This is a genomic window from Nocardioides pacificus, from assembly GCF_054775955.1.
Genome location: NZ_BAAHCI010000005.1, coordinates 417,167 through 440,118 on the forward strand (window position 1 = coordinate 417,167; position 22,952 = coordinate 440,118).

General features: G+C 71.7%; 23 protein-coding genes. 12 read left to right on the forward strand and 11 right to left on the reverse strand.

Features of this window, described 5'->3' with window-relative positions; genetic code table 11:
* Together ACYU7L_RS04550 and ACYU7L_RS04555 are read right to left on the reverse strand one after the other, a co-directional pair.
* Nucleotides 1–888, reverse strand: an 888-nt coding sequence (locus ACYU7L_RS04550) for an SGNH/GDSL hydrolase family protein (protein ID WP_460794077.1), incomplete at its 3' end; no start/stop codon positions are given.
* Complete coding sequence (locus ACYU7L_RS04555) at nt 885–1,496, reverse strand: TetR/AcrR family transcriptional regulator (RefSeq protein WP_460794078.1); 612 nt, start codon at nt 1,494–1,496, stop codon at nt 885–887. The genes ACYU7L_RS04555 and ACYU7L_RS04550, both read right to left, overlap by 4 nt.
* A 113-nt stretch (nt 1,497–1,609) precedes the next feature.
* On the opposite strand from ACYU7L_RS04555, the gene ACYU7L_RS04560 reads away from it, so the two are divergent.
* Nucleotides 1,610–2,317, forward strand: a complete 708-nt coding sequence (locus ACYU7L_RS04560) for a DUF4396 domain-containing protein (protein ID WP_460794079.1) — start codon at nt 1,610–1,612, stop codon at nt 2,315–2,317.
* Here ACYU7L_RS04560 and ACYU7L_RS04565 read toward each other — a convergent pair.
* Nucleotides 2,296–2,703 (reverse strand): nuclear transport factor 2 family protein, encoded by a 408-nt coding sequence (locus ACYU7L_RS04565; RefSeq protein WP_460794080.1) that lies wholly within the window; start codon nt 2,701–2,703, stop codon nt 2,296–2,298. The two genes, ACYU7L_RS04560 and ACYU7L_RS04565, sit on opposite strands and share 22 nt — an antisense overlap.
* A 97-nt stretch (nt 2,704–2,800) precedes the next feature.
* Here ACYU7L_RS04565 and ACYU7L_RS04570 point away from each other — a divergent pair, with 97 nt between their 5' ends.
* Complete coding sequence (locus ACYU7L_RS04570; RefSeq protein ID WP_460794081.1) at nt 2,801–3,736, forward strand: RNA polymerase subunit sigma-70; 936 nt, start codon at nt 2,801–2,803, stop codon at nt 3,734–3,736.
* Here ACYU7L_RS04570 and ACYU7L_RS04575 read toward each other — a convergent pair.
* On the reverse strand, nt 3,717–4,085 hold the full coding sequence (locus ACYU7L_RS04575; RefSeq protein WP_460794082.1) for a cold-shock protein: 369 nt from the start codon (nt 4,083–4,085) through the stop codon (nt 3,717–3,719). The genes ACYU7L_RS04570 and ACYU7L_RS04575 overlap by 20 nt on opposite strands.
* 194 nt (nt 4,086–4,279) lie before the next feature.
* Here ACYU7L_RS04575 and ACYU7L_RS04580 point away from each other — a divergent pair, with 194 nt between their 5' ends.
* Together ACYU7L_RS04580 and ACYU7L_RS04585 are read left to right on the forward strand one after the other, a co-directional pair.
* A complete protein-coding gene (locus tag ACYU7L_RS04580; RefSeq protein ID WP_460794083.1) occupies nt 4,280–5,464 on the forward strand; it encodes a right-handed parallel beta-helix repeat-containing protein in 1,185 nt (394 codons plus the stop codon).
* Between the two features lie 19 nt (nt 5,465–5,483).
* Nucleotides 5,484–5,843: a hypothetical protein gene (locus ACYU7L_RS04585; RefSeq protein ID WP_460794084.1), complete on the forward strand. Its 360-nt coding sequence runs from the start codon at nt 5,484–5,486 to the stop codon at nt 5,841–5,843.
* A gap of 65 nt (nt 5,844–5,908) precedes the next feature.
* Here ACYU7L_RS04585 and ACYU7L_RS04590 read toward each other — a convergent pair whose 3' ends face one another.
* Complete coding sequence (locus ACYU7L_RS04590; protein ID WP_460794085.1) at nt 5,909–6,796, reverse strand: hypothetical protein; 888 nt, start codon at nt 6,794–6,796, stop codon at nt 5,909–5,911.
* 31 nt (nt 6,797–6,827) lie between these two features.
* The gene (dnaB, locus tag ACYU7L_RS04595; RefSeq protein ID WP_460796570.1) at nt 6,828–9,332 is read right to left on the reverse strand and encodes a replicative DNA helicase; all 2,505 of its coding nucleotides are present in this window, start codon (nt 9,330–9,332) and stop codon (nt 6,828–6,830) included.
* Nucleotides 9,333–9,862: 530 nt separating this feature from the next.
* Here dnaB and ACYU7L_RS04600 point away from each other — a divergent pair.
* The 3 genes from ACYU7L_RS04600 to ACYU7L_RS04610 are packed head-to-tail and all read left to right on the forward strand — an operon-like array spanning nt 9,863 to nt 13,502.
* Complete coding sequence (locus ACYU7L_RS04600) at nt 9,863–11,239, forward strand: MATE family efflux transporter (protein WP_460794086.1); 1,377 nt, start codon at nt 9,863–9,865, stop codon at nt 11,237–11,239.
* Between the two features lie 4 nt (nt 11,240–11,243).
* Nucleotides 11,244–11,789 carry a hypothetical protein gene (locus ACYU7L_RS04605; RefSeq protein ID WP_460794087.1) on the forward strand — a complete coding sequence of 182 codons (546 nt, stop codon included), beginning with the start codon at nt 11,244–11,246 and terminating at the stop codon, nt 11,787–11,789.
* A 24-nt stretch (nt 11,790–11,813) separates the two neighbouring features.
* Entirely contained in the window at nt 11,814–13,502 is a 1,689-nt protein-coding gene (locus ACYU7L_RS04610; protein WP_460794089.1) for a LuxR C-terminal-related transcriptional regulator, read from the forward strand.
* Nucleotides 13,503–13,708: 206 nt separating this feature from the next.
* On the opposite strand, the gene rplI is transcribed toward ACYU7L_RS04610, so the two are convergent.
* The 4 genes from rplI to rpsF all read right to left on the reverse strand — a co-directional run bounded on the left by rplI (nt 13,709) and on the right by rpsF (nt 15,511).
* Nucleotides 13,709–14,155, reverse strand: a complete 447-nt coding sequence (gene rplI, locus ACYU7L_RS04615) for a 50S ribosomal protein L9 (protein WP_460794091.1) — start codon at nt 14,153–14,155, stop codon at nt 13,709–13,711.
* 14 nt (nt 14,156–14,169) lie between these two features.
* Entirely contained in the window at nt 14,170–14,406 is a 237-nt protein-coding gene (rpsR, locus tag ACYU7L_RS04620; RefSeq protein ID WP_017933521.1) for a 30S ribosomal protein S18, read from the reverse strand.
* 72 nt (nt 14,407–14,478) lie between these two features.
* Nucleotides 14,479–15,072: a single-stranded DNA-binding protein gene (locus ACYU7L_RS04625; protein ID WP_460794092.1), complete on the reverse strand. Its 594-nt coding sequence runs from the start codon at nt 15,070–15,072 to the stop codon at nt 14,479–14,481.
* 148 nt (nt 15,073–15,220) lie between these two features.
* A complete protein-coding gene (rpsF, locus tag ACYU7L_RS04630) occupies nt 15,221–15,511 on the reverse strand; it encodes a 30S ribosomal protein S6 (protein WP_460794093.1) in 291 nt (96 codons plus the stop codon).
* Nucleotides 15,512–15,752: 241 nt separating this feature from the next.
* Between rpsF and ACYU7L_RS04635 the strand changes: the two genes are divergently transcribed.
* The 5 genes from ACYU7L_RS04635 to ACYU7L_RS04655 all read left to right on the forward strand — a co-directional run bounded on the left by ACYU7L_RS04635 (nt 15,753) and on the right by ACYU7L_RS04655 (nt 21,566).
* On the forward strand, nt 15,753–16,970 hold the full coding sequence (locus ACYU7L_RS04635) for a serine/threonine-protein kinase (RefSeq protein ID WP_460794094.1): 1,218 nt from the start codon (nt 15,753–15,755) through the stop codon (nt 16,968–16,970).
* An 81-nt stretch (nt 16,971–17,051) separates the two neighbouring features.
* The gene (locus ACYU7L_RS04640) at nt 17,052–18,410 is read left to right on the forward strand and encodes a threonine dehydratase (protein WP_460794095.1); all 1,359 of its coding nucleotides are present in this window, start codon (nt 17,052–17,054) and stop codon (nt 18,408–18,410) included.
* 9 nt (nt 18,411–18,419) lie between these two features.
* On the forward strand, nt 18,420–19,214 hold the full coding sequence (locus tag ACYU7L_RS04645; protein ID WP_460794096.1) for a deoxyribonuclease IV: 795 nt from the start codon (nt 18,420–18,422) through the stop codon (nt 19,212–19,214).
* A 98-nt stretch (nt 19,215–19,312) separates the two neighbouring features.
* Nucleotides 19,313–20,479, forward strand: coding sequence for a lipid II:glycine glycyltransferase FemX (locus ACYU7L_RS04650; protein WP_460794097.1), 1,167 nt, complete (start codon nt 19,313–19,315; stop codon nt 20,477–20,479).
* A 4-nt stretch (nt 20,480–20,483) separates the two neighbouring features.
* Nucleotides 20,484–21,566 carry an alanine racemase gene (locus ACYU7L_RS04655; RefSeq protein ID WP_460794098.1) on the forward strand — a complete coding sequence of 361 codons (1,083 nt, stop codon included), beginning with the start codon at nt 20,484–20,486 and terminating at the stop codon, nt 21,564–21,566.
* Here the strand turns inward: ACYU7L_RS04655 and ACYU7L_RS04660 are convergent.
* Entirely contained in the window at nt 21,559–22,947 is a 1,389-nt protein-coding gene (locus ACYU7L_RS04660) for a glycosyltransferase family 87 protein (protein ID WP_460794099.1), read from the reverse strand. The two genes, ACYU7L_RS04655 and ACYU7L_RS04660, sit on opposite strands and share 8 nt — an antisense overlap.
* Nucleotides 22,948–22,952 lie beyond the last annotated feature (5 nt).

Here is a 22,952-nt window from a genome sequence, read left to right on the forward strand (position 1 = left end):
GACGCGCCCCTCGCTCATCGCCTCCAGGTCGGGCGCCAGCGGGCCGGGGACGGTCTCGTGGAGGGGGCACAGGATCGGCGAGACGACGAGCAGCGGCGTCTCGGGGTGCCCCTCGCGCAAGGTGTCGAGGAAGCCGTGCACCGCCGGGCCGAAGGCACGCCGGCGCATCAGGTCGGCGTTCACGAGGTTGATCCCGATCTTCACGCTGATCAGGTCGGCGGGCGTGTCCCGCATGGTCCGCGCGGTGAAGGGGTCCAGCAGCGCGCTGCCGCCCAGGCCCAGGTTGACCAGGTCGGCGCCGGCGAGCCGCGCCGCGATGGCGGGCCAGGTCCCGGTCGGGTGCGTGGCGTTGGAGCCGTGGCTGATCGAGCTCCCGTGGTGGAGCCAGACCCGCTCGTCCCCGGGCACCGGCTCGACCGGGGCGTCGGCCCGCAGGGCGACCAGGATCGTCGTCTCGTCGTGGGGCAGCCAGATCTCGACCCGCTTGTCCTGGGCCGGCAGCCCGGCGAAGCGCGCCGTACCGCTCTCCCCCGCGCGGTGCTCGAAGCCTCCGGACATCATGTCGATGACGAGCGTGTCGCCGCCCGACACGGAGGTCTGGGCGACCAGCCGCCCGTCGACCACGAGGTCGTAGACGCCGTCGGGGCGGGCGGGGGCGCCGAGGTAGTCCCGCTTGGTGGGGACGGTGTCGAGCTCGATGACCGTGGCCCGGGTGCGCAGGACGAGACGTACGCCAGAGGGCTGCGACTCGGCCATCGCCAGCTGGCCGTCGGCTGCCTGGGCGCGCGCCCATGCCGGGAGGCGGTGCGGCAGGAGGCCGCGGGCGGTCGTCTCCAGCTCGTGGGCGCCGCGGACGAGATCGGCGATCGGGATAGTGAGCAGGCTCATCGGGAGGTCCTCTGGTGGGGAGTCGGGCCGGACGGGGTGGGCTCGGTGGGCCAGCTGCGCAGCATCGCGTCGAGGCTGTCGAGGATCCGGTCCCAGCTGACCTGGCTGTCGGGTGAGCTGTGGCGGAAGCCGCCTGCCCGCTCGAGGCTGACGAAGCCGTGGAAGAAGCTGCCGAGGAGCCGTACGGCGTGGGTCTGGTCGTCGGCGCCCAGGTCATAGCCGCGCAGCACCGCCCGGGTCAGCTCCGCCAGTCGCGGACCGGCGCTCGCCGCGGCGGTCGCGGGGTCGAGGTCATGGCGCGCCGCGTCGTACCTCCCGGGGTGCTCGGACGCATAGTCGCGGTAGACGTTGCCGAGCGCGCGCAGGGCATCGGGACCGGCGCGGCCGGCGAGCCCCTGCCCGGCACGCTGCGCCAGCTCCTCGAGAGCGAGCAGCGCCATGGCCCTGCGCAGGTCCTCCGAGCCCCGCACGTGCGAGTAGAGGCTGGCCACCTTGACGTCGAAGTGTCGCGCGAGCGCCGACAGCGTGACCTGCTCGAAGCCCACCTCGTCGGCCAGGTCGGCGCCGGCACGGACCACCCGGTCCCTGCTCAAGCCAGCTCGCGGCATCGCTTGTCCTCTCGTCTCCCCTAACCTAAATGCTTTAGGCGAAAGACGGCGCCAATTAGTTTCAGGAAATGCGGAATATACCCCCTGGGGGTACCTGTTCGCCCATTATGGACATGGCACACTCGCACCACCACGAGCCCGCCGGCCACGAGGCCGCCGGCCACAACCACGACCATCACGACCACGCCGCGATGGCCACCCGGTCGATGGCGATCAGCGCCACCCTCCACTGCCTCACCGGCTGTGCCATCGGCGAGATCGCGGGCCTGATGATCGGAACCGCGATCGGTCTGAGCACCGGCTGGACGATCGTGCTGGCCGTCAGCCTGGCCTTCCTGTTCGGCTACGCGCTCTCCACGCTGCCGCTGCTCAAGGCCGGCCTCGGCCTGGGGGCCGCCCTGAGCGTCGTGCTCGCGGCCGACACGCTCTCCATCGCCACGATGGAGGTCGTCGACAACGCCGTGATGGCGCTGATCCCCGGCGCGATGGACGCCGGCCTGGTCAACGTCCTCTTCTGGGTGGGCATGATGATCGCCCTCACCGCCGCCTTCTTCGCGGCGTACCCCGTCAACCGCTACCTGCTGGCGCGCGGCAAGGGCCACGCCCTGACGCACGGGTTCCACGACGCCGCGGGCGACGTCACCGGCGCCCGGCGGCTGATCCCCACCCTGTCCACCCCCACTCTGGTCGCCGTCATCGTGGCCTTCATGGTGGGCGGGCTGGTCGTCTCCGCCGCCGCCGAGCTCGGCGGCTCCGAGCCCGGCGGCGTCGAGAACGGCGGGGGGAGCGGCGGGCACGCTCAGGCGTCGCCGGTCGACTGAGCCTGGCGCCGGGCGAACTCGAAGGGGAGCCGGTCGAAGACGATCCACATCTCGACGACGCGGCCGTCGACGACCCGCAGCCACTCCGCCCCCGGCGCCTCGACGACGAGCGGCGTCGCGGTCACATAGACGAGTACGGCGTGCTCCGCGTCGCCGTACGCCGCGTGCAGCTGCGTCGACGTCGCCATCCCCGCGAACGGTCCCATGAACGCCCGGAACGCCTCCGCCCCCGTGAGCGTCCCGGCCGGTGCGTGGCAGACGATGTCGGGGGCCACGAGCTCCATCGCCGCGTCGAAGTCGCCTCCGGTCCAGGCACGGTGATAGGCCACGGCCGTCTCGAGGGCGGCACTCTCGGATGCGGTCTCGGACGTGATGGTGTCGGTCATGGGTCCTCCTGGGTCAGGTGCGAGCTGGTCGACACCTACCGACACCGATCCCGCGCGGATCGGAACGCTGATCGCTGGTCTTTGGCACGATGACCGGGTGACGGCAGCGGTCTCGAGCGACGCGGACGCTGCCTTCCGCGCGCTCGTGGACCCGCACCTGGGCGAGCTGCACCGGCACTGCTACCGGATGCTCGGTTCGGTGGACGACGCCGACGAGGTGCTGCAGGAGACGCTGCTCGCGGCCTGGCGGGGGCTACCCGGCTTCGAGCGGCGCGCCTCCCCGCGGACCTGGCTCTTCCGGATCGCGACCAACCGTTGCCTCAACGCGATCCGCGACGGCAAGCGGCGCGCGCCCGTCGTACCCGTCCCGCCGTTCGAGCCGCCACCCCCGAGCCGGCACCACGACGCGACGTGGGTCCAGCCCTACCGGACCGAGGCGGATCCGGCCTCGTCCCAGGAGCAGCGGGAGCGGCTGGAGCTGGCCTTCGTCACCGCGCTGCAGACCCTCCCGCCGCGCCAGACCGCGGCGCTCCTGCTCGTCGACGTGCTGGGGTTCACCTCGGCCGAGGCCGCCGACCTGCTCGGTGAGGGCCTCGGCGCGGTGAAGGGGCTGCTGCAGCGTGCTCGCCGGGCAGCGGATGCCGCCCGCGTCGCGACCGCGCGCCCGACCCCCGAGGCCGAGCGGCACCTCGCGCGGCGGTTCGCGACGGCCTTCGCCGCCGACGACATCGACGGGGTCCTCGCGCTCCTCACCGACCGGGCCTGGCTGGCGATGCCACCGGCTCCGCACGTCTACGTCGGGCACGAGGCGATCGGGCGCTTCCTCGAGACCAGCACGGACTGGCGCCGAGGCAATCGGTCGCTGGCCCTCGACCCGCTGCGGTGCAACCACGCTCCGGCGTTCGCCGTACGGATGTCCGGGCCGCACGGCTGGGACCCGGCAGGGGTGCTGGTGCTCGAGATCAGCAGCATCGGCATCACGGGCATCACCCGCTTCCTCAGCCCCGGCGCAGTCAGCGGGGACGGACGTTGACGGCCTTGACCTTGCCCTTGACGATCTCGATCTCGTAGCGGACCGCGTCGCCCGTCTCGGGCCACGCGCCGCTCACCCCCGAGTGGTGGAAGTAGACGTCCAGCGGGCTGTCGTCGGCCGTGATGAAGCCGTATCCGCGCTCCCGGTTGGTCATCTTGATGACGCCGGTCGACGAGGACTCAGGTGCGGGCGACGAGCTCTCAGGCGCGGTCGGGCTGTCCCGGGTGACGGCGCCGAGCGATCCCGCAGCGCGCTTCCCGCTCTGCACGGTCTCGGTCTCGGTCTCGGCCGCACAGCCGACGGTCGTGACGAGCAGCGTGGCGGCTGCGATGGCGTGCGTGATGCGCATGGGTCTCCCTCGGTGGCCTCTGAGGGTAGGGGAGCACGGAGGGCGACGTCCGACGTTCCGTCATGTCGATCCCCCGTGCCGCAGCCCTGCGCCTACGGTGGACGGCGACAGAGTCCGTCATCCTCGGCGCCGGACACGCATCAGGTCGCGGAGCCGCCGCAGCGGAGGAAACTACTACTGACGTGGAGCGTCACATGAAGGTCGCTGGGAGCATCGCGGCACGAGTCGTCACGTCCCTGGCCGTGGCGGTCGTGCCCCTCGTCGGCGTACCAGTCACACCGGCCCAGGGCGAAACCCAGGCCCAGGCCCAGCAGGCGCCCCGCACCTGGCGGGTCGGCCCGGAGCGCCCACTCACGACCCCCAGCGCCGCCGCTGCCCGGGCCAGCGACGGTGACACGGTGCTCATCGACGCCGGCACCTACACCGGCGACGTCGCCGTCTGGACCCAGGACGACCTCACCCTGCGCGGCGTCGGCGGGCGGGCGCACCTGAAGGCCGCCGGCCGGAGCGCGCAGGGCAAGGCGATCTGGGTGATCGCCGGGGATCGCACCACCGTCGACCGCGTCGAGTTCAGCGGCGCCTCCGTGCCGGACCAGAACGGCGCCGGCATCCGTCAGGAGGGCGCGGGACTCACGGTGACCCGCAGCTGGTTCCACCACAACCAGAACGGCATCCTCTCCGGCGCCCATCCCGCGAGCGACATCGTGATCCGCAGGTCCCGGTTCTTCCGCAGCGGCGCCGGCGACGGCTACACCCACAACCTCTACATCGGCGCGGTCCGCTCCCTCACCGTCACCGGCAGCTATCTGTGGGGCGCGGACGTGGGCCACGAGCTGAAGTCCCGCGCCGCCCGCAACACCATCGTCGGCAACCGGATCACCGACCGCGACGCGACCGCGAGCTACTCCATCGACCTGCCCAACGGCGGCCGCTCGCTCATCGCCGGCAACGTCGTCATCCAGGGCCCGAGGTCGGAGAACTCGACACTGGTGTCGTACGGCGCGGAAGGGCTCGCAGACGGGTCCCGCGACCTGTGGGTCGTCAACAACACCTTCGTCAACCGGCGCTCGGCCGGCACGTTCGTGAGCATCGCGGCGGGCAGCCGCGCCCACCTGCGCAACAACCTGCTGGTGGGGCCGGGGGACCTGACCGACCTCGCCGGCGTCCCGTCGAAGGGCAATCGACGCGTCGGGCTGCGCGGCTTCATCAAGCCTTGGGCAGACGACTTCCGGCTGCGTCGTACGTCGCCGGCGATCGACCGCGGCGTCCGGGTGCCCCAGCGGTGGCAGGCGCGCTCGGAGTACCGCCACCCGACCAGGCTGGTACGGCGAGCGAAGGTCGGCCGGATCGACGTGGGTGCCCACGAGCGCCGCCGCTGAGACCGGACGCTCGGAGCGGATGGACTGGAGGACGGAGCAGATGGAGGAGCGGACACCGGCCATGCTGGCCCTGGGGCGCTCGTACGACGCGGTGGACGGGGTCCACTTCGACGTCATGGACGCGGGAGTCGAGCACCGACCCGACCGTCGCCCCACACTCACCTGTCGACTGAGCGTCACCAGCCCGGGGCGGCCGGCCGAGCGCTGGGAGGTGACGCTGCCGTGGGACACGTCCTTCACCGACGTCCTCGCCTCGATGGATCCCTCCACCGAACGCCTGCAGCTGCTCGTGCACCTCGTCCGTACCGAGCTGGAGGAGTGGTGGGACACCAAGGGCCGCGAGCGTCGGGTGGCGAAGCTGGGCCGGCGGCTCCCCTGACCCGTCGGGGCAGACCTCTTCCGCGGCAACTCGGTCGCGCCCTACGAGGTCCACGAGGCTGGGGATCAGTCCGGCGAAGGCGGACCGCTCGACGCGTCATCGACCAGGCGATCGAGTCGGGAGTAGGGGCCTTCGACGAGGACGCCGCCCCCGGCGGCCGGGGTCACCCGTAACCCGTCAGGTGCGTCAGGCGCGCCGGGGAGCCACAGGACGTCGGGATCGCGCAGGAGCGCCCAACGCGGCTCGACGAGGAGGGCGACCTCGGCGAGGGCCGCACACAGGGACGCCTCGTCCACCCATGCGGGCGGGGTGGCGGCCGCCGCGTCAGGGGCGGTGGGCTGGCTCGACCAGCCGGCGGGGAGTGCGGTCGCGAGCGCGGTCGCCAGGTCCGGGTCGCGATCCCGTGAGGCGATGCGGAGCCGCGGCCCTCCCGGCGCATCTTGGTCGGGTCGGCGGCCCCACCAGGCGTGGAACACGGCCGGCACCAGGCGGCCCGCATCGACACGAGGCGCGGCCCACAACGGGACGGCACCGGCCCCTGACCACACCCAGCCGTCGTCGTCGGCCCGCACGACCTCTCGGTCGGCGAGGTGGGCGAGCCGCTCGGCGCGGGCGCTGTCGATGCCGCGACGTCGGGCACGGCCCGAACGCAGCCCCGGCGCGAGCTCGTCGTAGTCGGGGGCCAGGAGGGAGCCCGCCCCCCACTCGGGGGCCGCTAGGGCGAGCGCCGGGTCGACGGTGACGACGACGGCCCCCAGGGCGAAGCCGACCTCGGCCCATGCCACCGGCGGGTCGTCGGGCAGACCAAGCCCGAGGCCGCCCGCCCACACGAGCAGCTGCACGAGCCCCTCCTCGACACCGTCCTCGACGGACGCCGGCAGCGTCGCTCGAGCGGCGGCGTCCTCGGCGGCGGCGCGCAGTGCTGCGGTTCCGCGCGCGGGGTCGAACAGCACGCAGGTCAGCGTGGGTCCGCGCCTCACCGGATCAGTGCGCCATGTCCACGAACCGGCTGTAGTGACCCTGGAAGGCCACCACGATGTCGCGTGTCGGACCGTTGCGGTGCTTGGCCACGATCAGGTCCGCCTCGCCGGGGCGCGTCGACTCCTTCTCGTAGACGTCGTCGCGGTGCAGCAGGATCACCATGTCGGCGTCCTGCTCGATCGAGCCTGACTCACGCAGGTCGGCGACCATCGGCCGCTTGTCGGCGCGCTGCTCGGCGCCACGGTTGAGCTGCGAGAGCGCGATGACCGGGATCTCGAGCTCCTTGGCCAGCAGCTTGATCTGGCGGGAGAACTCCGAGACCTCGAGCTGGCGGGACTCGACCTTCTTGCCCGAGCTCATCAGCTGGAGGTAGTCGATCACCATCAGCTTGAGGTCGTGCTTCTGCTTGAGCCGACGCGCCTTGGCCCGGATCTCCATCATCGTCATGTTGGGGCTGTCGTCGATGAACATCGGGGCCGAGGAGACCTCGCCCATCTTGCGAGCCAGCTTGGCCCAGTCGTCGTCGTTCATGTTGCCGTTGCGGATGTGGTTCAGCGGGACCTTGGCCTCCGCCGACAGCAGTCGCATGGTGATCTCGGAGCGCGTCATCTCCAGGCTGAAGAAGGCGCTGGTCATGTTGTTGTGGATCGAGGCCGCCCGACAGAGGTCCAGAGCGAGCGTGGAGTTGTGGGTCGGGATCATCGACTCACCCGCCAGGTAGAGGTGCTCCTCGTTGTCGACCTGCACGCACCGCACGGGGACGCTCTCGAGGGGGCGCACCGCCGTGACGTAGCGGCGTCCGATGCGCGAGGTCGAGGCGGGCCTCTCCTCCTTGTGCAGGATGTGCTTGCGGTGCAGACGGAACACGTCATCGGTGGTCGAGAAGTTCAGGATGTAGCAGGTCGAGCTCGCCTCGGTGCGGCCCGCCACCTGCTTCGTCGTGCGCCCGCACTTGTAGCCGAGCGACACGACAAGCTCGTAGACATCGTCAGCGAGGCGTGCGTTCGTCACCGCGAACTGGCAGGAACCCACGCCCCTGACCACCGTGCCGTCGGTGTCCATGAGTCCGGCTAGCAGGTCGCGGCGCGACTGCTCGTCCGCGCGCAGATAGTCGCGCGGGATGTGCTTGTCACCGAGCACGCCGATCGAGCGCAGGTGAGCGGTGAAGGAGCCGTGGTCGTGGCGGCAGTCGCGGCACTGATAGCCCGTCGTCGCTCGGCCGCAGTCGACGCACTCCGGTGAGTCCTTGACGTCCGGAAGGGGGAGCTTGATCGAGTAGAGCATGTTGCCGCGCGGCTCGACCCGCAGGCCGTATGACTCGATGAGCATCGGGATCTCGTCGGTCTCGCAGGTGATCCTGGCGCCGGCGCTGTGACCATCACCGAGCCAAGCGCCCAGGACGTAGGGCGGCACCAGGAGGTCGCGCCCGTCGCCCACGATCGGGCGTGCGTTGATCACCGCGTGATTCGCCCTCTGCTCCGTCCCGAGGCGCACCGTCTCCGCCATCTCCCGGGTCGTCACGACGGAAGGACGGATGTTGTTGTTGCGAAGCCGGTTGTAGTTGTGGTCGGCGGCCCACTTGGACTTCCGGGCAGCTCGCGTCTCCGTCAACCACTGATGCTCCGCGTCCGCCACGATCCTCGAGCCGTCCGAGAACTCGACCTCGAAGCAGGGCCTACCCGTCATGACCCCGGTCGCCGCCACCACGCGCGTCGGCCGGCCGCTCGCGTCGTACAGCCGGTCTCCAACCTGCACCTCGCCCATGGTCGTCCAACCGTCCGGCGTGGGCAGCGGGGTGTCGAGCGCGAGCGCCTTCCCCATGGCGGGCCTGGCCGCCACGATGATCATCTGACCGGAGTGCAGACCGTTGGTCAGCTCGTCGAGGTCGGCGAAGCCGGTGGGCACGCCGTAGATGCCCCCATCACGGTTGGAGATGGCCTCGATCTCGTCGAGGACGCCTTCCATGATGTCCGAGAGCGGCGCGTAATCCTCCGAGGAGCGCTTCTCGGTGATCCGGAAGACCTCGGCCTGGGCCTGGTCGACGACGTCGTCGACCTGCCCCTCACCGGCATAGCCGATCTGCACGATCTTGGTGCCGGCATCGACGAGACGGCGCAGGATCGCCTTCTCGCGGACGATCTCGGCGTAGTAGCCGGCGTTGGCCGCGATCGGCACGTTGGCCGACAGCGTGTGCAGGTAGGGCGCGCCGCCGATGCGCTGCAGCTCGCCTCGACGCTGGAGCTCCGCCGCCACCGTGACGGGGTCGGCCGGCTCGCTGCGGCCGTAGAGGTCGACGATCGCGTCGTGGATGATCTCGTGCGCGGGCCGGTAGAAGTCAGTGCCGCGCAGCACCTCGCTGACGTCGGCGATCGCGTCCTTGCTGAGCAGCATCGAGCCGAGCACGCTCTGCTCGGCGGCGTTGTCCTGCGGAGGGGTCCGGTCCATGCCGCCGCGGCGCGGCGAGTCGCCGGGCTCGAAGGCCGCCGGACCGTCGCCCCACTCCTCCATGGGAGGCTCCTGCAGACCGCGCGAGTCGTGCTCGGTCGTGCTCATCCGAAGCCTCCTGCTGGGGTGGTGGTGCGTGTGGCGAAGCGCCCTGACCAGGTCCGTCTCGGACGCTAGCCGGGGCCGCCGACAACGCGGCTGTCTCCCCTGGAGAGTCGGACGCTACGGGGTCGCGACCCCCTGGCAAAAGGCCGTTGTCCACAGGCCTTGTGGATAACTCGGAGTTGCCCGTGGAGGACACGCGAAGAGATGTGCACAGCCTGGGGAGGGTCCTGTGGACAAGATCGAGTCTTTGGTCTCCGACACCTCGCTGACCTGCACAGACAGTGGAATCAGCCTGTGGAACGAAAGAAAATCGGTCCGAGTGGGATTCATCTCTTCGTCACCTCCACGACACGCCGAAGACCGGTGCGGGAGAGCGTCGGCGCGTCGGCAATTCACAGGCGAGCCCTAGTTACACACAGGCTGGCGTTTTGTCCAGAGGACAGCACCAGATGGCATTGTTGCTCCTTACAGTGTCTAGACTGCCCGCCATGCTTGCGGCGATCCGCCCCGTCGACCGGGAGATCCTCCGGCTCGCGGTGCCCGCCTTCCTCGCCCTGGTCGCCGAGCCGCTCTTCCTGCTCGCCGACGCCGCGATCGTCGGGCACCTCGGCACCGCCCAGCTGGCCGGGCTCGGCGTCGCCGGCGCCATCCTGCAGACCGTCGTCGGCCTGTGCGTCTTCCTCGCCTACGGCACCACCGCCTCCGTGGCGCGCCACCTCGGCGCCGGCGACCGCCGTCTCGCGCTCGCGCAGGGCATCGACGGCATCTGGCTCGCCATCCTCATCGGCGTCCTCGCCACCGTCGCGGGCGTGCTGCTCACCGGCCCGCTGGTGGGACTGTTCGGCACAGCACCCGAGGTCGCCGACCACGCCACGACCTACCTGCGGACCGCCTTCCTCGGCACCACCCCCCTCCTGGTGATGCTCGCCTCCACCGGCGTCCTGCGCGGCCTGCAGGACACCCGGACCCCGCTGGTCGTCGCCGTGGTCGGCAACGTCCTCAACGTCGCGCTCAACCTGCTCCTCGTGTACGGCGCGGGGCCGGTGCCCGCCCTCGGGTTCGCGGGCTCCGCCTGGGGCTCGGTCATCGCCCAGCTCATCAGCGCGGGGCTGCTCGTCGCCGTGGTCGTGGGGGGTGCCCGCCGCGAGGGCGCGTCGCTGCGTCCGGACCTGCCCGGCATCCGCGCGGCCGCCCACGCCGCCGTGGCCCTGGTGGTCCGCACCCTCACCCTGCGCGCCGCGCTGCTCGTCACGACGTACGCCGTGACGCTGCTGGCCACCGGCGACGGGTCCGGCAACGCGCAGGACGACGCCGTGGACCTGGCCACCCACCAGCTGGCGATGACGCTGTGGACGTTCCTCGCGTTCGTGCTCGACGCCATCGCGATCGCGGCCCAGGCGCTCACCGGGCGGGCCCTCGGGGCCGGCGACACCGTAGGGACCCGCGCCCTGACCCGGCGGATGGTGCAGTGGGGCATCGCCGGCGGCGTGGTCACCGGCGTCCTCCTGGCGGGGCTGAGCCCTGTCCTGGGCGCGCTCTTCACCCCCGACCAGGCCGTCCGCGAGCTGCTCGTGCCCGTCCTGGTGACGGCGGCGCTCGCCCAGCCGATCGCCGGCGTCGTCTTCGTCCTCGACGGGGTGCTGATCGGCGCCGGCGATGGTGCCTACCTCGCCCGTGGCGGCCTCGTCGTGCTGGTCGTCTATGCCCCGGTGGCCCTGCTCGCCGCGACGGTGCTCGGCCACCTCGTCTGGCTCTGGGCCGCCTTCGCGCTCGTGTTCATGGGAGCGCGCTGCCTCGTCCTCCTCCACCGCGCCCGCGGCGATGCCTGGATGGTCACCGGAGCATCAGGCAGACCTCTAGGGTGACCCCGTGAAGCCCCTGCAGAGCCTCGGGATGGGGCTGCTCGTCATCCTCGTCGTCGCGCGACTGGGAGGCTATGACCTGCTCTACGACCCGGCCGGCTGGCTGCTCGTGCTCCTGGGGGTCCGCGATCTCCCCGCGCGCGCCGAGCGCCGGCGCACGCTGCTGGGCGTCGCGGCTCTCGCGGGGGCCGTGGCCGCGGTGGTCTGGTTCCCGACCGTGCAGGACGCCGTCTCGAATGCCCATGCCTCGCTCAACTGGGCGCTGAACCTGCCCCAGCTCGCCTTCTTGTTCCTGCTCTGCCGGGAGCTGGGGCACTTGGCGGGTGACGAGGACCCTTCGGCGCGGACCTGGGCCGGCCTGATCGCTGGGGCCCAGCTGGTCCTTGCAGCGCTGCCGGTCCTTGTCGACGCGACCGGCTCCGAGGACCTGGAAGCGGCCGCCTATGCCGGTGGGGGTCTGGTGCTGCTCACCCTCGTCATCCTGCTGCTGGTCTGGGCCGGACGTCCCTGGGCCGCCTCGCCCCGGCTCAGCGTGTCCCAGCCGCCCGACTAGACCCCTCCCTGGCAGGGTGGGGGGATGACGTCACTCGGGCAGCGCGCGGAGGCGAGCGCGCCTCGAGACGTCCCCCAGCGTCGCCGGGAGCTCCACGCGCTGCTCGACGCCGTCCTGGAGCGTCGGCTCGACCAGTGGTCGCCGTCCCCCGAGTCGTCCACCGTCGACCCGCACTGGGCCGCCGCCCTGGAGCGACTGGCCCGCGTGCTGGCGCTGGACTGGTACGGCGCGGCACAGCGCCCCGAGCAGCTGCCACCGCTGAGCGACCCGGTCGCGCACTGGCTGGTGCGCGCCACCTGGGCACACGGACGGGCCGGCGCCTTCGTCGACATCGACCTCGACCCACTGCCCGGGGTGGTCGAGGAGGTCGCAGCCCTGGCAGAGACTGACGACGGCCTGGGCAGGTTCGTCTGCTATCAGCTGCTCGAGGCCGCGCTCGTCAGCAACGACCTGGTCCTGGCACAGCGGATCGCCGGATCGCTGGACCTCACGATCTGGCGTCAGCCCGGCCTGCTCGCCCGCGAGGACGGCAGTGGGCATCGCTATCGCACCGTGATGCTCTGCTGCCTCGTGCGGCTGATGGCGTCCCTGGGGCGCATCGACGAGGCGATGCGGCTCCTCGATGCAGTCGACGACGAGCCAGGGCCGGCGTCGGCGCTGCTCCACGTCGAAGGGACGCGGTGCTTCGTGCTCGGCAACCGAGCGGAGAAGGCGTCCCTGGCGGCGCTCGCTCGGCGCCTCGAGCATGAGCTCCCGGTGCCACGGGATCTGATCGCCACCCGGACCTATCTGCTGACCGCCTACGGGATGGCCTGGACCGGCGAGGTGGGGGCGGCGGCACCGTTGGTCCTGCTGGCCGGCGGCGGTGGTGACCTGGCTGGACTGGAGATGATGGACCGGGCCCTGGCTCTGGAGATCCTCAGCACCGCGGCGCTGGCGGTCGACGACCTCGACTCCGCCGAGGCCTGGGTGAGCCAGGTGGCGCCGCTGCACGGCTCTGCGACGTCCAACTCCATCGCGTCTCGCGTGATCTGTCGCCTCGAGCTCGCCCACGGCAGGGTCGACGAGGCCGCGGCCTGGGGCGAGCTCTCGGTCACTCAGGCGCGCGCAGCCGGCCGTGGCCTGGAGCTCACCGGCTCCCAGCTGCTCCTCTCCCGGGTGCGGATCGCCCAGACCAGACCGGGCGAGGCGACCCGGGACCTGCAGGCCACGGTGGAGCAGGCCCAGGCGCAGGGCCACCTCGCCGCGCAACGGCGCGCCGCCCGCGAGCTCAAGCAGATCGGTCGTCGGCCCGCCCCCGTGACCGGCAGCGGGTGGCACGGGCTGTCCCCTCGGGAGCAGCAGGTGGCGACCCTCATCGCCCAGGGTCTAACCAATCGGGCCATAGCGGAGCGTCTGTTCCTCTCCGAGCACACGGTCCGCATCCATGTCTCCCGGGTCCTCGCGGCCTTCGGCGTCGCCTCGCGGACCCAGGTCGCGGCGCTCGCCACCAGGGCCGAGACCGCACTCCCCGCCCTCACCGCGCGCCAGCGCACCGTGGCGGAGCTGGTCGCCCGTGGTCTCACCAACACCGAGATCGCCGGCGCGCTCCGGGTGAGCACCCACACGGTCGAGAAGCATGTCGGGGACGTTCTGCGGCGCTGGTCCCTGACCTCGCGGGCCGGGATCGCGGCCCTCGTCGAGCAGCCTCCACCAGACGTGTCGGCGGAATAAGTCGGATCCCTACTGCCGCATGGGGGGCGATTCACCCGAGGATGTCCTCGGGCGCGTCTGCCCGGCTGTGATGCGCCCACACATCAGGGGCTTGGCCGGGAAAAGGTGAAGGGCCGCACCTCCACGGGGGTAGGTACGGCCCTTCACCTGTTTCACAGGTACTGCAGCGGCTCTTCAGCCGGTGGCTGTCGAGCCAGCGACTCTCCTCAGCCAGCGACGACGGAGAGGTTCACCGTGGCGGCGACCTCTTCGTGCAGCTTGACCGACACGGTGTGAGCACCGAGGGTCTTGATCGGGTTCTTGACCGCGATCGTGCGCTTGTCGACGGTCTCGCCCGACGCGTCGCTGAGCGCCGAGGCGATCTCCGCGACGGTGACGGCGCCGAAGAGGCGACCGCCCTCGCCGGCCCGGACCTTCACGGCAACCGTGGAGGCCTCGAGCTTCTTCTTGATGTCAGCGGCGTGCTCGGTGTCGCGCACCGCACGCGTGGCGCGCGCAGCCTTGATGGACTCGATGGTCTTCTCGCCACCACGGGTCCAGCGGATCGCGACACCGCGAGGGACGAGGTAGTTGCGGCCGTAGCCGTCCTTCACCTCGACGACATCGCCGGCGGCACCGAGGCCGGACACTTCCTGGGTCAGGATGAGCTTCATGTTCTCGCTCCTTCTCAGCGACCGGTGGAGGTGTACGGAAGCAGGGCGACCTCGCGGGCGTTCTTGACCGCGATGGCGACGTCCCGCTGGTGCTGGACGCAGTTGCCGGTCACCCGACGGGCGCGGATCTTGCCGCGGTCCGAGATGAACTTGCGGAGCAGGGTGGTGTCCTTGTAATCGACACCGGTCGCCTTCTCCTTGCAGAACTGGCAAACCTTCTTCTTAGGCTTGCGAATCACTGCCTTGGCCATTGTGGTGCTCCTCTACATGAGCCCGGCTTGCGCCGGAATGGTTAAGGGATTCGGATGGATGGAGCTGGTGAATCAGAAGGGAGGCTCGTCGGAGCCCGCGCCCGGAGCGCCCCACGGGTCGGCAGCGGGCGAGCCGCCACCGGGGGCGCCTCCGCCGTAGCCGCCGCCCTGCTGGGGAGCAGGAGCGGGCGTGGCCCACGGGTCGTCTCCGCCGGACTGGGCCGGGGCACCGCCCTGGCCACCGCCGCCGGAGTAGCCCCCGCCACCGCCGCCACCGGAGTAGCCCCCGCCACCGCCGGAGCGCTGGGCACGGGTCACCTTGGCGGTGGCGTACTTCAGGGACGGACCGACCTCTTCGACCTCGATCTCGAAGACGGTGCGCTTCTCGCCCTCGCGGGTCTCGTAGGTGCGAGCCTTCAGGCGGCCCTGGACCACGACACGCATGCCGCGCTGCAGGGACTCGGCGACGTTCTCCGCGGCCTGACGCCAGACCGAGCAGGAGAGGAACAGCGCGTCCCCGTCCTTCCACTCGTTGGTCTGCTTGTCGAACGTCCGCGGCGTCGAGGCGATCCGGAAGTTCGCCACGGCTGCACCCGAGGGGGTGAAGCGCAGCTCCGGGTCGTCCACGAGGTTGCCGACCACCGTGATGACGGTCTCGCCTGCCATGAGGTCTCCCTAGCTTGGTTCTGAGGTGTGTGCGGGTGTCGGCACCATCGTTGCCGCTGGCACCGACACTGCACAGTGTTCGTCCACAGGGGGGTCATCCACAGGTGGACCGGACAGCCCGCGTGCGGGCCGCCGGTCCACCCCGCGCTCAGTGAGCGTCGGGGCGCATGACCTTGGTGCGGAGCACCGACTCGTTCAGGGTGAGCTGGCGGTCGAACTCCTTGACCGTGGCCGGCTCGGCCTGAAGCGTGATGACGGCGTAGATGCCCTCGGCGTTCTTCTTGACCTCGTAGGCAAGACGACGACGTCCCCAGACGTCGACCTTCTCCACGTTGCCGCCATCCTTGCGGATGACGTTGAGGTACTTGTCGAGCGACGGCTCGATGGTGCGCTCTTCAAGGCTGGGGTCGAGGATGACCATGACTTCGTAGTGACGCAAAGCGGTCTCCACCTCCTTCGGACTCGGCGGCCACGGCATCTCCGTGGCAGGAGGGCGTTGCGTTCCCCCGCCCCGAACGTCCTCGTGTGAGGCACGTCGGGAGGTGCGGGAGTCCTCTGCGGCCGGTGATCCCGTCGGTGGGGCCGGACACAAAGACGCTCAAGGCTAGCAACTGCGCCGGACAGCGGCGAATCGCGGGACGAGGCATAACCCGGGCTCACCGGGGGTAGGGTCCGGCGCGATGACCGGAACCGACTCACCTCCCCTTGCCGGCCGCTACGTGCTGATCGACCAGATCGGCGCCGGCGGCATGGGCTCCGTCTGGCGCGCCTGGGACCTGCGCACCCGCTCCTTCGTGGCCGCCAAGGTCCTCGGCCAGCACGACGGCGGCATGCTGCTGCGCTTCGTGCGCGAGCAGTCGGTCCGCATCCAGCACCCCCATGTCGTCGCCCCCGGCGGCTGGGCGGCCGAGGACAACCTGGTCATCTTCACCATGGACCTGGTCCGCGGCGGTTCGGTCCAGACCCTGCTCGGCGACCACGGACCGCTGCCGGAGAGCTATGTCTCGGTGATCATCGACCAGACGCTGCAGGCCCTCGAGGCCGTGCACGGCGCGGGGGTCGTGCACCGCGACGTCAAGCCCGCCAACCTGCTCCTGGAGGCCACCGGCACCCGCCGGCCCCATGTGCGGCTCAGTGACTTCGGGGTCGCGGCGCTCATCGACGAGGTGCGGCTGACCCGCTTCCCCGGTGCCATCGGCACCGACGGCTACATGGCGCCCGAACAGGCACTCGGCGCCCACCCCGACCCGCGCCAGGACCTGTACGCCGTCGGCGTCGTCGCGATCCAGCTCCTCACCGGCCTGGCCCCGCGGCAGCAGTCCGGGGTGCCGGACTGCCGCCTGCGCCCGCTGCTGGAGGCCCTCACCGACCCGGATCCCGAGCGCCGACCCGCATCCGCCACCACGGCCCTCGGCTTCCTGCGCCAGCTCGGCGTCCCTCCCGGCGCTCCGTGGCAGAGCGACCCGGAGCCGCCGGAGGTGTTCGACCAGCTGGGCGACGTCGACGTGCCGGCGGGTCCGTCGTACGGCGGCTCCGACTCGGGGCCGTCCCTGGTGAAGGAGCCCACCCCGACGCCTGCTCGTCCGTCCGGACCGGCGGCCGCCGGTCCCGGCTCGGGACAGCGCCCCTCCTCCCCCGGTCCGGGCAGCAGCGCACCCGCTGCGGCATCCGGACCCAGTCCGTGGGCTCCCGGCTTCGCCGGCGTCCCGCAGGGGCCCGCCAGCAGGGGTGGCAGCGGGCCGGCGTCGAGCGGGTCCGGGGTGCCGTCCGGCATCGGGGCCGGAGCCGGCTTCGCGGATGACTCGCGCACCGGCGACGCGGCGCTGATCGTGGCGCTGATGTGCTTCGCGGCCTCGATCGGGCTGTGCATGATCGCGCTTTACTTGATGTTCCGCTGAGGGTCTCGACGTCGGTTGCTGCGCAACCTGCTCGACCACCGAGCGGTTAGGCTGCGGGGGTCGCGAGCCTAGGGGGTGGACGTGGACGACGTGAGCGCGCGGCGCAGCCAGCAGGCCGAGCTGTACGGCGAGTCCGTCGACGTCCTCGCACGTCGCCTGCACCAGGTGCTCGGGCTGCCGGCACACGAGGTCGCGAGCACGATCGGGGTCTCCGGCCCGATGTTCACCCAGGTGCTGGAGGGCCGGCGCTCGCGCTTCGGGAACCCGCTGGCGATCCTGCGCCTGCGGATGCTCCACGACTTCCTCGGCCACCTCGAGGCCGGCGTCGCGGACCGCGCGGACATCGCATTGACGCTGGCCCAGATCCGGGTGGCCACCACGCCGGTCCCCGGCGTGCCGCCGTCGGTCCCGATCCATCCCGGACGCCACGGGTCGGGAGTGCCGTCGGGCGGCGCCGCCGTGTCCCTGGGCATCACCGCCGCGAGCCTGGCACTCGCCCGTGAGCGCGTCGGTCGCCACGTCGAGCCCACCGCGGTGCGCCGCTGGCCGCTGCTGGAGCGGCTCACCGGCACCGAGACCTGGGTCAAGCACGAGAACCACAACCCGACCGGCGCCTTCAAGGTGCGTGGCGGCCTCAACTACGTGGCCCGCCTGCTCACCGAGCGGGCACCCGAGGCGGGGCCGGTCCCCGGGCTCGTCTCGGCCACCCGCGGCAACCACGGTCAGAGCCTCGCCTTCGCCGGCGCCACCCACGGCGTGCCTGTCACGATCGTCGTCCCCGAGGGCAACAGCCCGGACAAGAACGCCGCGATGGAGGCGTACGGCGCACGACTGGTCGTGCACGGTGCCGACTTCCAGGAGGCGCGCGAGCACGCTGGTCGACTGGCCGCCGACCAGGGGCTGCTCGCCGTACCCGCCTTCCACCCGTGGCTGGTCGAGGGTGTCGCGTCCTGCGCGGCCGAGCTGCACACCTCCGTGCCGGACCTCGACGTCGTCTATGTGCCCGTGGGGATGGGCAGCGGAATCTGCGCCCAGCTCGTGGTGCGCGACCTGCTGGCCCGGCACAACGAGGTGGTCGGGGTGGTGTCCGCCGAGGCCGACGCCTACGCCCGGTCCTTCGAGGCGGGTCGTCCGATCTCCACCCCGAGCGCCGACACCTTCGTCGACGGGGTCGCCTGTCGCGAACCCGATGCTCAGGCGGTGGCGCTGATCAACGCCGGCGCCGCCCGCATCGTGAGGGTGAGCGAGGAGCAGGCGGCGGAGGCGATGGGGCTGATGTACCGCGCCACGCACAACCTCGCCGAGCCGGCGGGGTCGCTGGCCCTGGCGGGGCTGCTCGCGGAGCGCGACAGGGTCGCCGGGCGCCGCGTCGCGGTCGTGCACACCGGCGGCAACACCGACTTCACCGTGCTGTCCCGGGCGATGGCCGGCGGTTCCTAGACTGGGGGCATGACCCTCCCGCTCGGCGCGCACGTCGACCAGACCGACCCGATCGCCGAGGCGATGGCCCGCGGCGCCTCCCTCGTGCAGTTCTTCCTCGGTGACCCGCAGGGGTGGAAGGGCCCGGAGATCGCGTACGCCGGCGGCGCCGAGGCCCTGCGCACGAACGCCGAGGAGGCAGGCGTCGACCTCTACGTGCACGCGCCGTACGTCCTCAACGTCGCGACCACCAACAACCGGATCCGGATCCCGTCACGCAAGATCCTCCAGCAGCAGGTCGACGCGGCCGCCTCCATCGGCGCCAAGGGGCTGATCATCCACGGCGGCCACGTCAACAAGACCGACAGCCCGGAGAAGGGCTTCGACAACTGGCGCAAGGCGATCGAGGCCACCGACCTCAAGCTCCCGCTGCTGATCGAGAACACCGCCGGCGGCGACAACGCCATGGCCCGCCACCTCGACCGGATCGCCCGGGTCTGGGACGCGATCTCGACGACCGAGCAGTTCGACCGGGTCGGCTTCTGCCTCGACACCTGCCACGCCCACGCCGGCGGCAACGCGCTGGAGACCGTGGTCGCCGACGTCACCGCGATCACCGGCCGGATCGACCTGGTGCACTGCAACGACAGCCGTGACGCGTTCGGTTCCGGCGCCGACCGCCACGCCAACCTCGGGTCCGGCACGATCGGCGCCGACCTGATCGCCGCCGTGGTCCGCGAGGCCGGCGCCCCCGTCGTCTTCGAGACCCCCGGCGACGCCGAGCAGCACCGCGCCGACTTCGAGGCGGTCACCAGCCGCCTCTGAGCGCGTCGTACCTCCGGGGTCGTGTGCCTGAGGAAGCGCCCAGGCGCGTCGTGGGGCACACGACCCGGGTACGGTGCGCCGCAGGTAGCCTCGGGCACGTGTCCGCTCCCCTGATCGTCCGCACCGTCACCGACGCCGAGCATCTCGCCTTCGTGGCGAGCCGTCCCTCGGCGAGCTTCCTGCAGACCCCCGCCTGGGGGAAGGTGAAGCAGGAGTGGCGTCGCGAGTCCCTCGGCTGGTTCCGGGCCAAAGAGGATGGGGCCGGCGAGAGCGGCACGGAGGAGATGGTGGGCGCCGCCCTGGTGCTCTACCGCCAGCTCCCCAAGCTCAAGCGCTACCTCGCCTACCTCCCCGAGGGTCCGATCATCGACTGGGGCTGCGACGACCTGCGTCCCTGGCTCACCCCGCTGACCGCGCACCTGCGCCAGAAGGGCGCCTTCGGGGTGCGGATGGGCCCGCCAGTCGTGACCCGGCGCTGGAGCGCGGCCCAGGTCAAGGAGGGCATCGCCGACGAGTCGGTGCGCCTGCTCGGCGAGCTGCCGCCCACCGAGCGCAGCCAGGTGGGCGCCTGCGTGGTCTCCCAGCTCGACGAGCTCGGCTGGCGCCCGCAGGCGGTCGAGGGCGGCTTCGCCGCCGGCCAGCCGCAGTACGTCTTCCAGGTCCCGCTCACCCACCCCGACGGCACCCCCCGCACCGAGGACGAGGTGCTCAAGGGGATGAACCAGCTGTGGCGGCGCAACATCAAGAAGGCCGACAAGGCCGGCGTCGAGCTCAGCACGGGCTCGGGCCCCGACGACCTCGCGGCCTTCCACGCCCTCTATGTCCACACCGCCGAGCGCGACCACTTCACCCCGCGGCCGCTGTCCTACTTCCGCACGATGTACGACGCACTGAGCGCCGAGGCCCCGGAGCGGTTCACCCTGCACCTGGCCCACCACGAGGGCGATCTGGTCGCCGCCACGATCGCGATCCGGGTCGGCACCCACGCGTGGTACTCCTACGGGGCCTCCTCCACGGAGAAGCGCGAGGTCCGCGGCTCCAACGCCATCCAGTGGGCGATGATCCGCGACGCCCTGGCCGCGGGGGCCGAGGTCTACGACCTGCGCGGCATCACCGACACCCTCGCGAGCGACGACCCGCACCTCGGGCTGATCCAGTTCAAGGTCGGCACCGGCGGCGAGGCCGTGGAGTACGCCGGCGAGTGGGACCTGCCGCTCAACCGGCCGCTCTATGCGGCCTTCGACCTCTACATGAAGCGGAGGTGACGACGTGAGCCTCACCCTCACCGTCGACGGTCCCCGCTGGCGGGCCCACCTCAAGCGCGTCGCCGAGGACACCCCCGGTCTTGTCCCGGTCGCCAAGGGCAACGGCTACGGCCTCGGCCTGGCGCGACTGGCCCGCAAGACCCAGTGGCTGCACGAGAACGGCCTCGGCGGCGACACCCTCGCCGTCGGGACCTACACCGAGCTGCCCGAGGTCGCCCAGCGCTTCCACGGCGACCTGCTCGTGCTCACCCCGTGGCGTCCGTTCGGGGCGGCCCTCGAGGTCGGCCCCGACCTCGACCCGGTGCTGGCCCGTCGGGTGATCCACACCGTCAGCCGCGCCGACGACCTCGCCCTGCTGCTGGACCGGGACCCGCACGCCCGGTTCGTGCTCGAGCACGTCACGACGATGCTGCGCCACGGCATGACCGCCCGCGAGCTCCGCACCATCGCCCCGGTGCTTGCGTCCCACCCGCACGCGCGCCTCGAGGGCGTGGCGTTCCACCTACCGCTGGCGCAGGGCTCCCACCTCTCCCAGGTGCACCGGCTGATGACCGACGTCGTGGCGGCGGGGCTGGACACCTCGACGGTCTTCGTCAGCCACCTGACCGGCTCCGAGCTGACGCAGCTGCGCGCGTCGTACGCCGACTTCACGATCCGCCCGCGGATCGGGACCGATCTGTGGCTCGGCGACCGCGGCGCCCTGCGGGTGAGCTCGACGGTCCTGGACGTGCATCCCGTCGAGCGGGGCGACCTCTTCGGCTATCGCGGCCGCACCGCGCCCCGGTCGGGGACGATCCTCGTGGTCAGCGGCGGCACGGCGCACGGCATCGGCCTCGAGGCTCCCACCGGCGACACCTCGATGAAGGCCCGCGCGGCGTCGCTGGCTCGTGGCGGTCTGGACGCGATGGGCTTCGTGCGCTCGCCGTTCAGCATCGACGGCAAGCAGCGGCTCTTCGCCGAGCCACCGCACATGCAGGCCTCGATGCTGTTCCTGCCCCAGGACACTCGCGTGCCGGTGCCGGGGGAGACGCTCGACGTGCGGGTGCGCTTCACCGCCACGTCGTTCGACCGCGTCGACGTCAGCTAGTGCCGACTCGCTCCACCGGATCGTGGCGCGGCGAGAGGACGTCGCGGGCGACCACGACGACCAGGTAGACCTCGGCGGCCAGCCGCAGCACGATGGCGAGCCAGTAGAAGCCCGCGTCCCCGCCGCCGGCGGGTGCGAGGTAGTCGCCGAGGTACCACCAGACCATCGCGAAGTAGAGGACCTCGCCCGCCTGCCAGATCAGCAGGTCGCGCCAGCGTGGCCGGGCCAGCACCGCCAGCGGCAGCAGCCACAGGACGTATTGCGGTGAGTAGACCTTGTTGACCAGCAGGAAGCCGGCCACCACCAGGAGGCCGAGCTGGGCCAGCCGCGGCGTCTGCGGCGCCTTCAGGCCGATCACCAGCACGCCCAGGCACCAGAGGCCGAAGAAGGCCCAGGACACGTTGTTGACCACGCCGGCCGAGATGGTGGCGTCGGCGGCCTGGGCCACCACCAGCCACAACGAGCCCAGGTCCGGTCCGCGCTCGGAGTTGAAGCTCCAGAAGACCTTCCACTCCTCAGGCCCGGTGAGGAACGCGGGCAGGTTGGCGAGCACCCACGCCACCACGGTCGCGGCGCTCGCCAGCGCCAGGTCGCGCCAGCGCCGCTGGCGCAGGCAGATCACCAGGATGCCGCCGAGCAGGAAGAGCGGATAGAGCTTGGTGGCCGTGCCGAGGCCGATCAGCACACCGGTCAGCAGCGGCCGGTCGCGGGCCCAGGCCCACAGGGCGGCGGCGACCAGCACCACCGGGAGCAGGTCCCAGTTGATCAGGCCGGTGAGGAGCAGCGCCGGCGACACCGCGAACGCCGCGGCGTCCCACGGGCGCCGGGGGTTCACCCGGGACAGGAAGTACGTCGTGAGCAGGGCGACCAGGGCGAAGCCGATCGCGTTGACCGCCACGAAGACGCTGCGCTCGCGCTCGACACCGTCGATGGACCACAGCTGGTCCGATGGCGTCCGATAGCGGGTCTCCAGGTCCGGTGACCCGCTGACCCAGTGCGTCACCCAAGCCGAGGCCCACGCGTAGTAGGAGATCCCGACGGGGTACTCCATCACCCGGTGCCGGTCGCGCACCTCGGCGTCGTCGTCGTAGGGCCAGGCCAGCTCGACGAATCCCCGCCCGGTGTACAGGTGGGGGAGATCGGAATAGCACATGGCGCTGTACTGGGTCCCGTTGCCGGTCCACCCGTCGCTCCAGCACGGGGCCTTCTGCGCCATGCCGAGCGAGAAGCACAGCGCCGTCAGCGCCAGCAGCACCCGCAGCGGGGTCCACCAGGGGTGCCGGGTCGCACGCTCACCGAGCGGCCCCCCGACCGGCTCGCTCAGGGCGCGCACGACCCGGTCGTCCCGGGTCGGCGCGACCTGGCTGGCCGGACGGCTCACGTGTG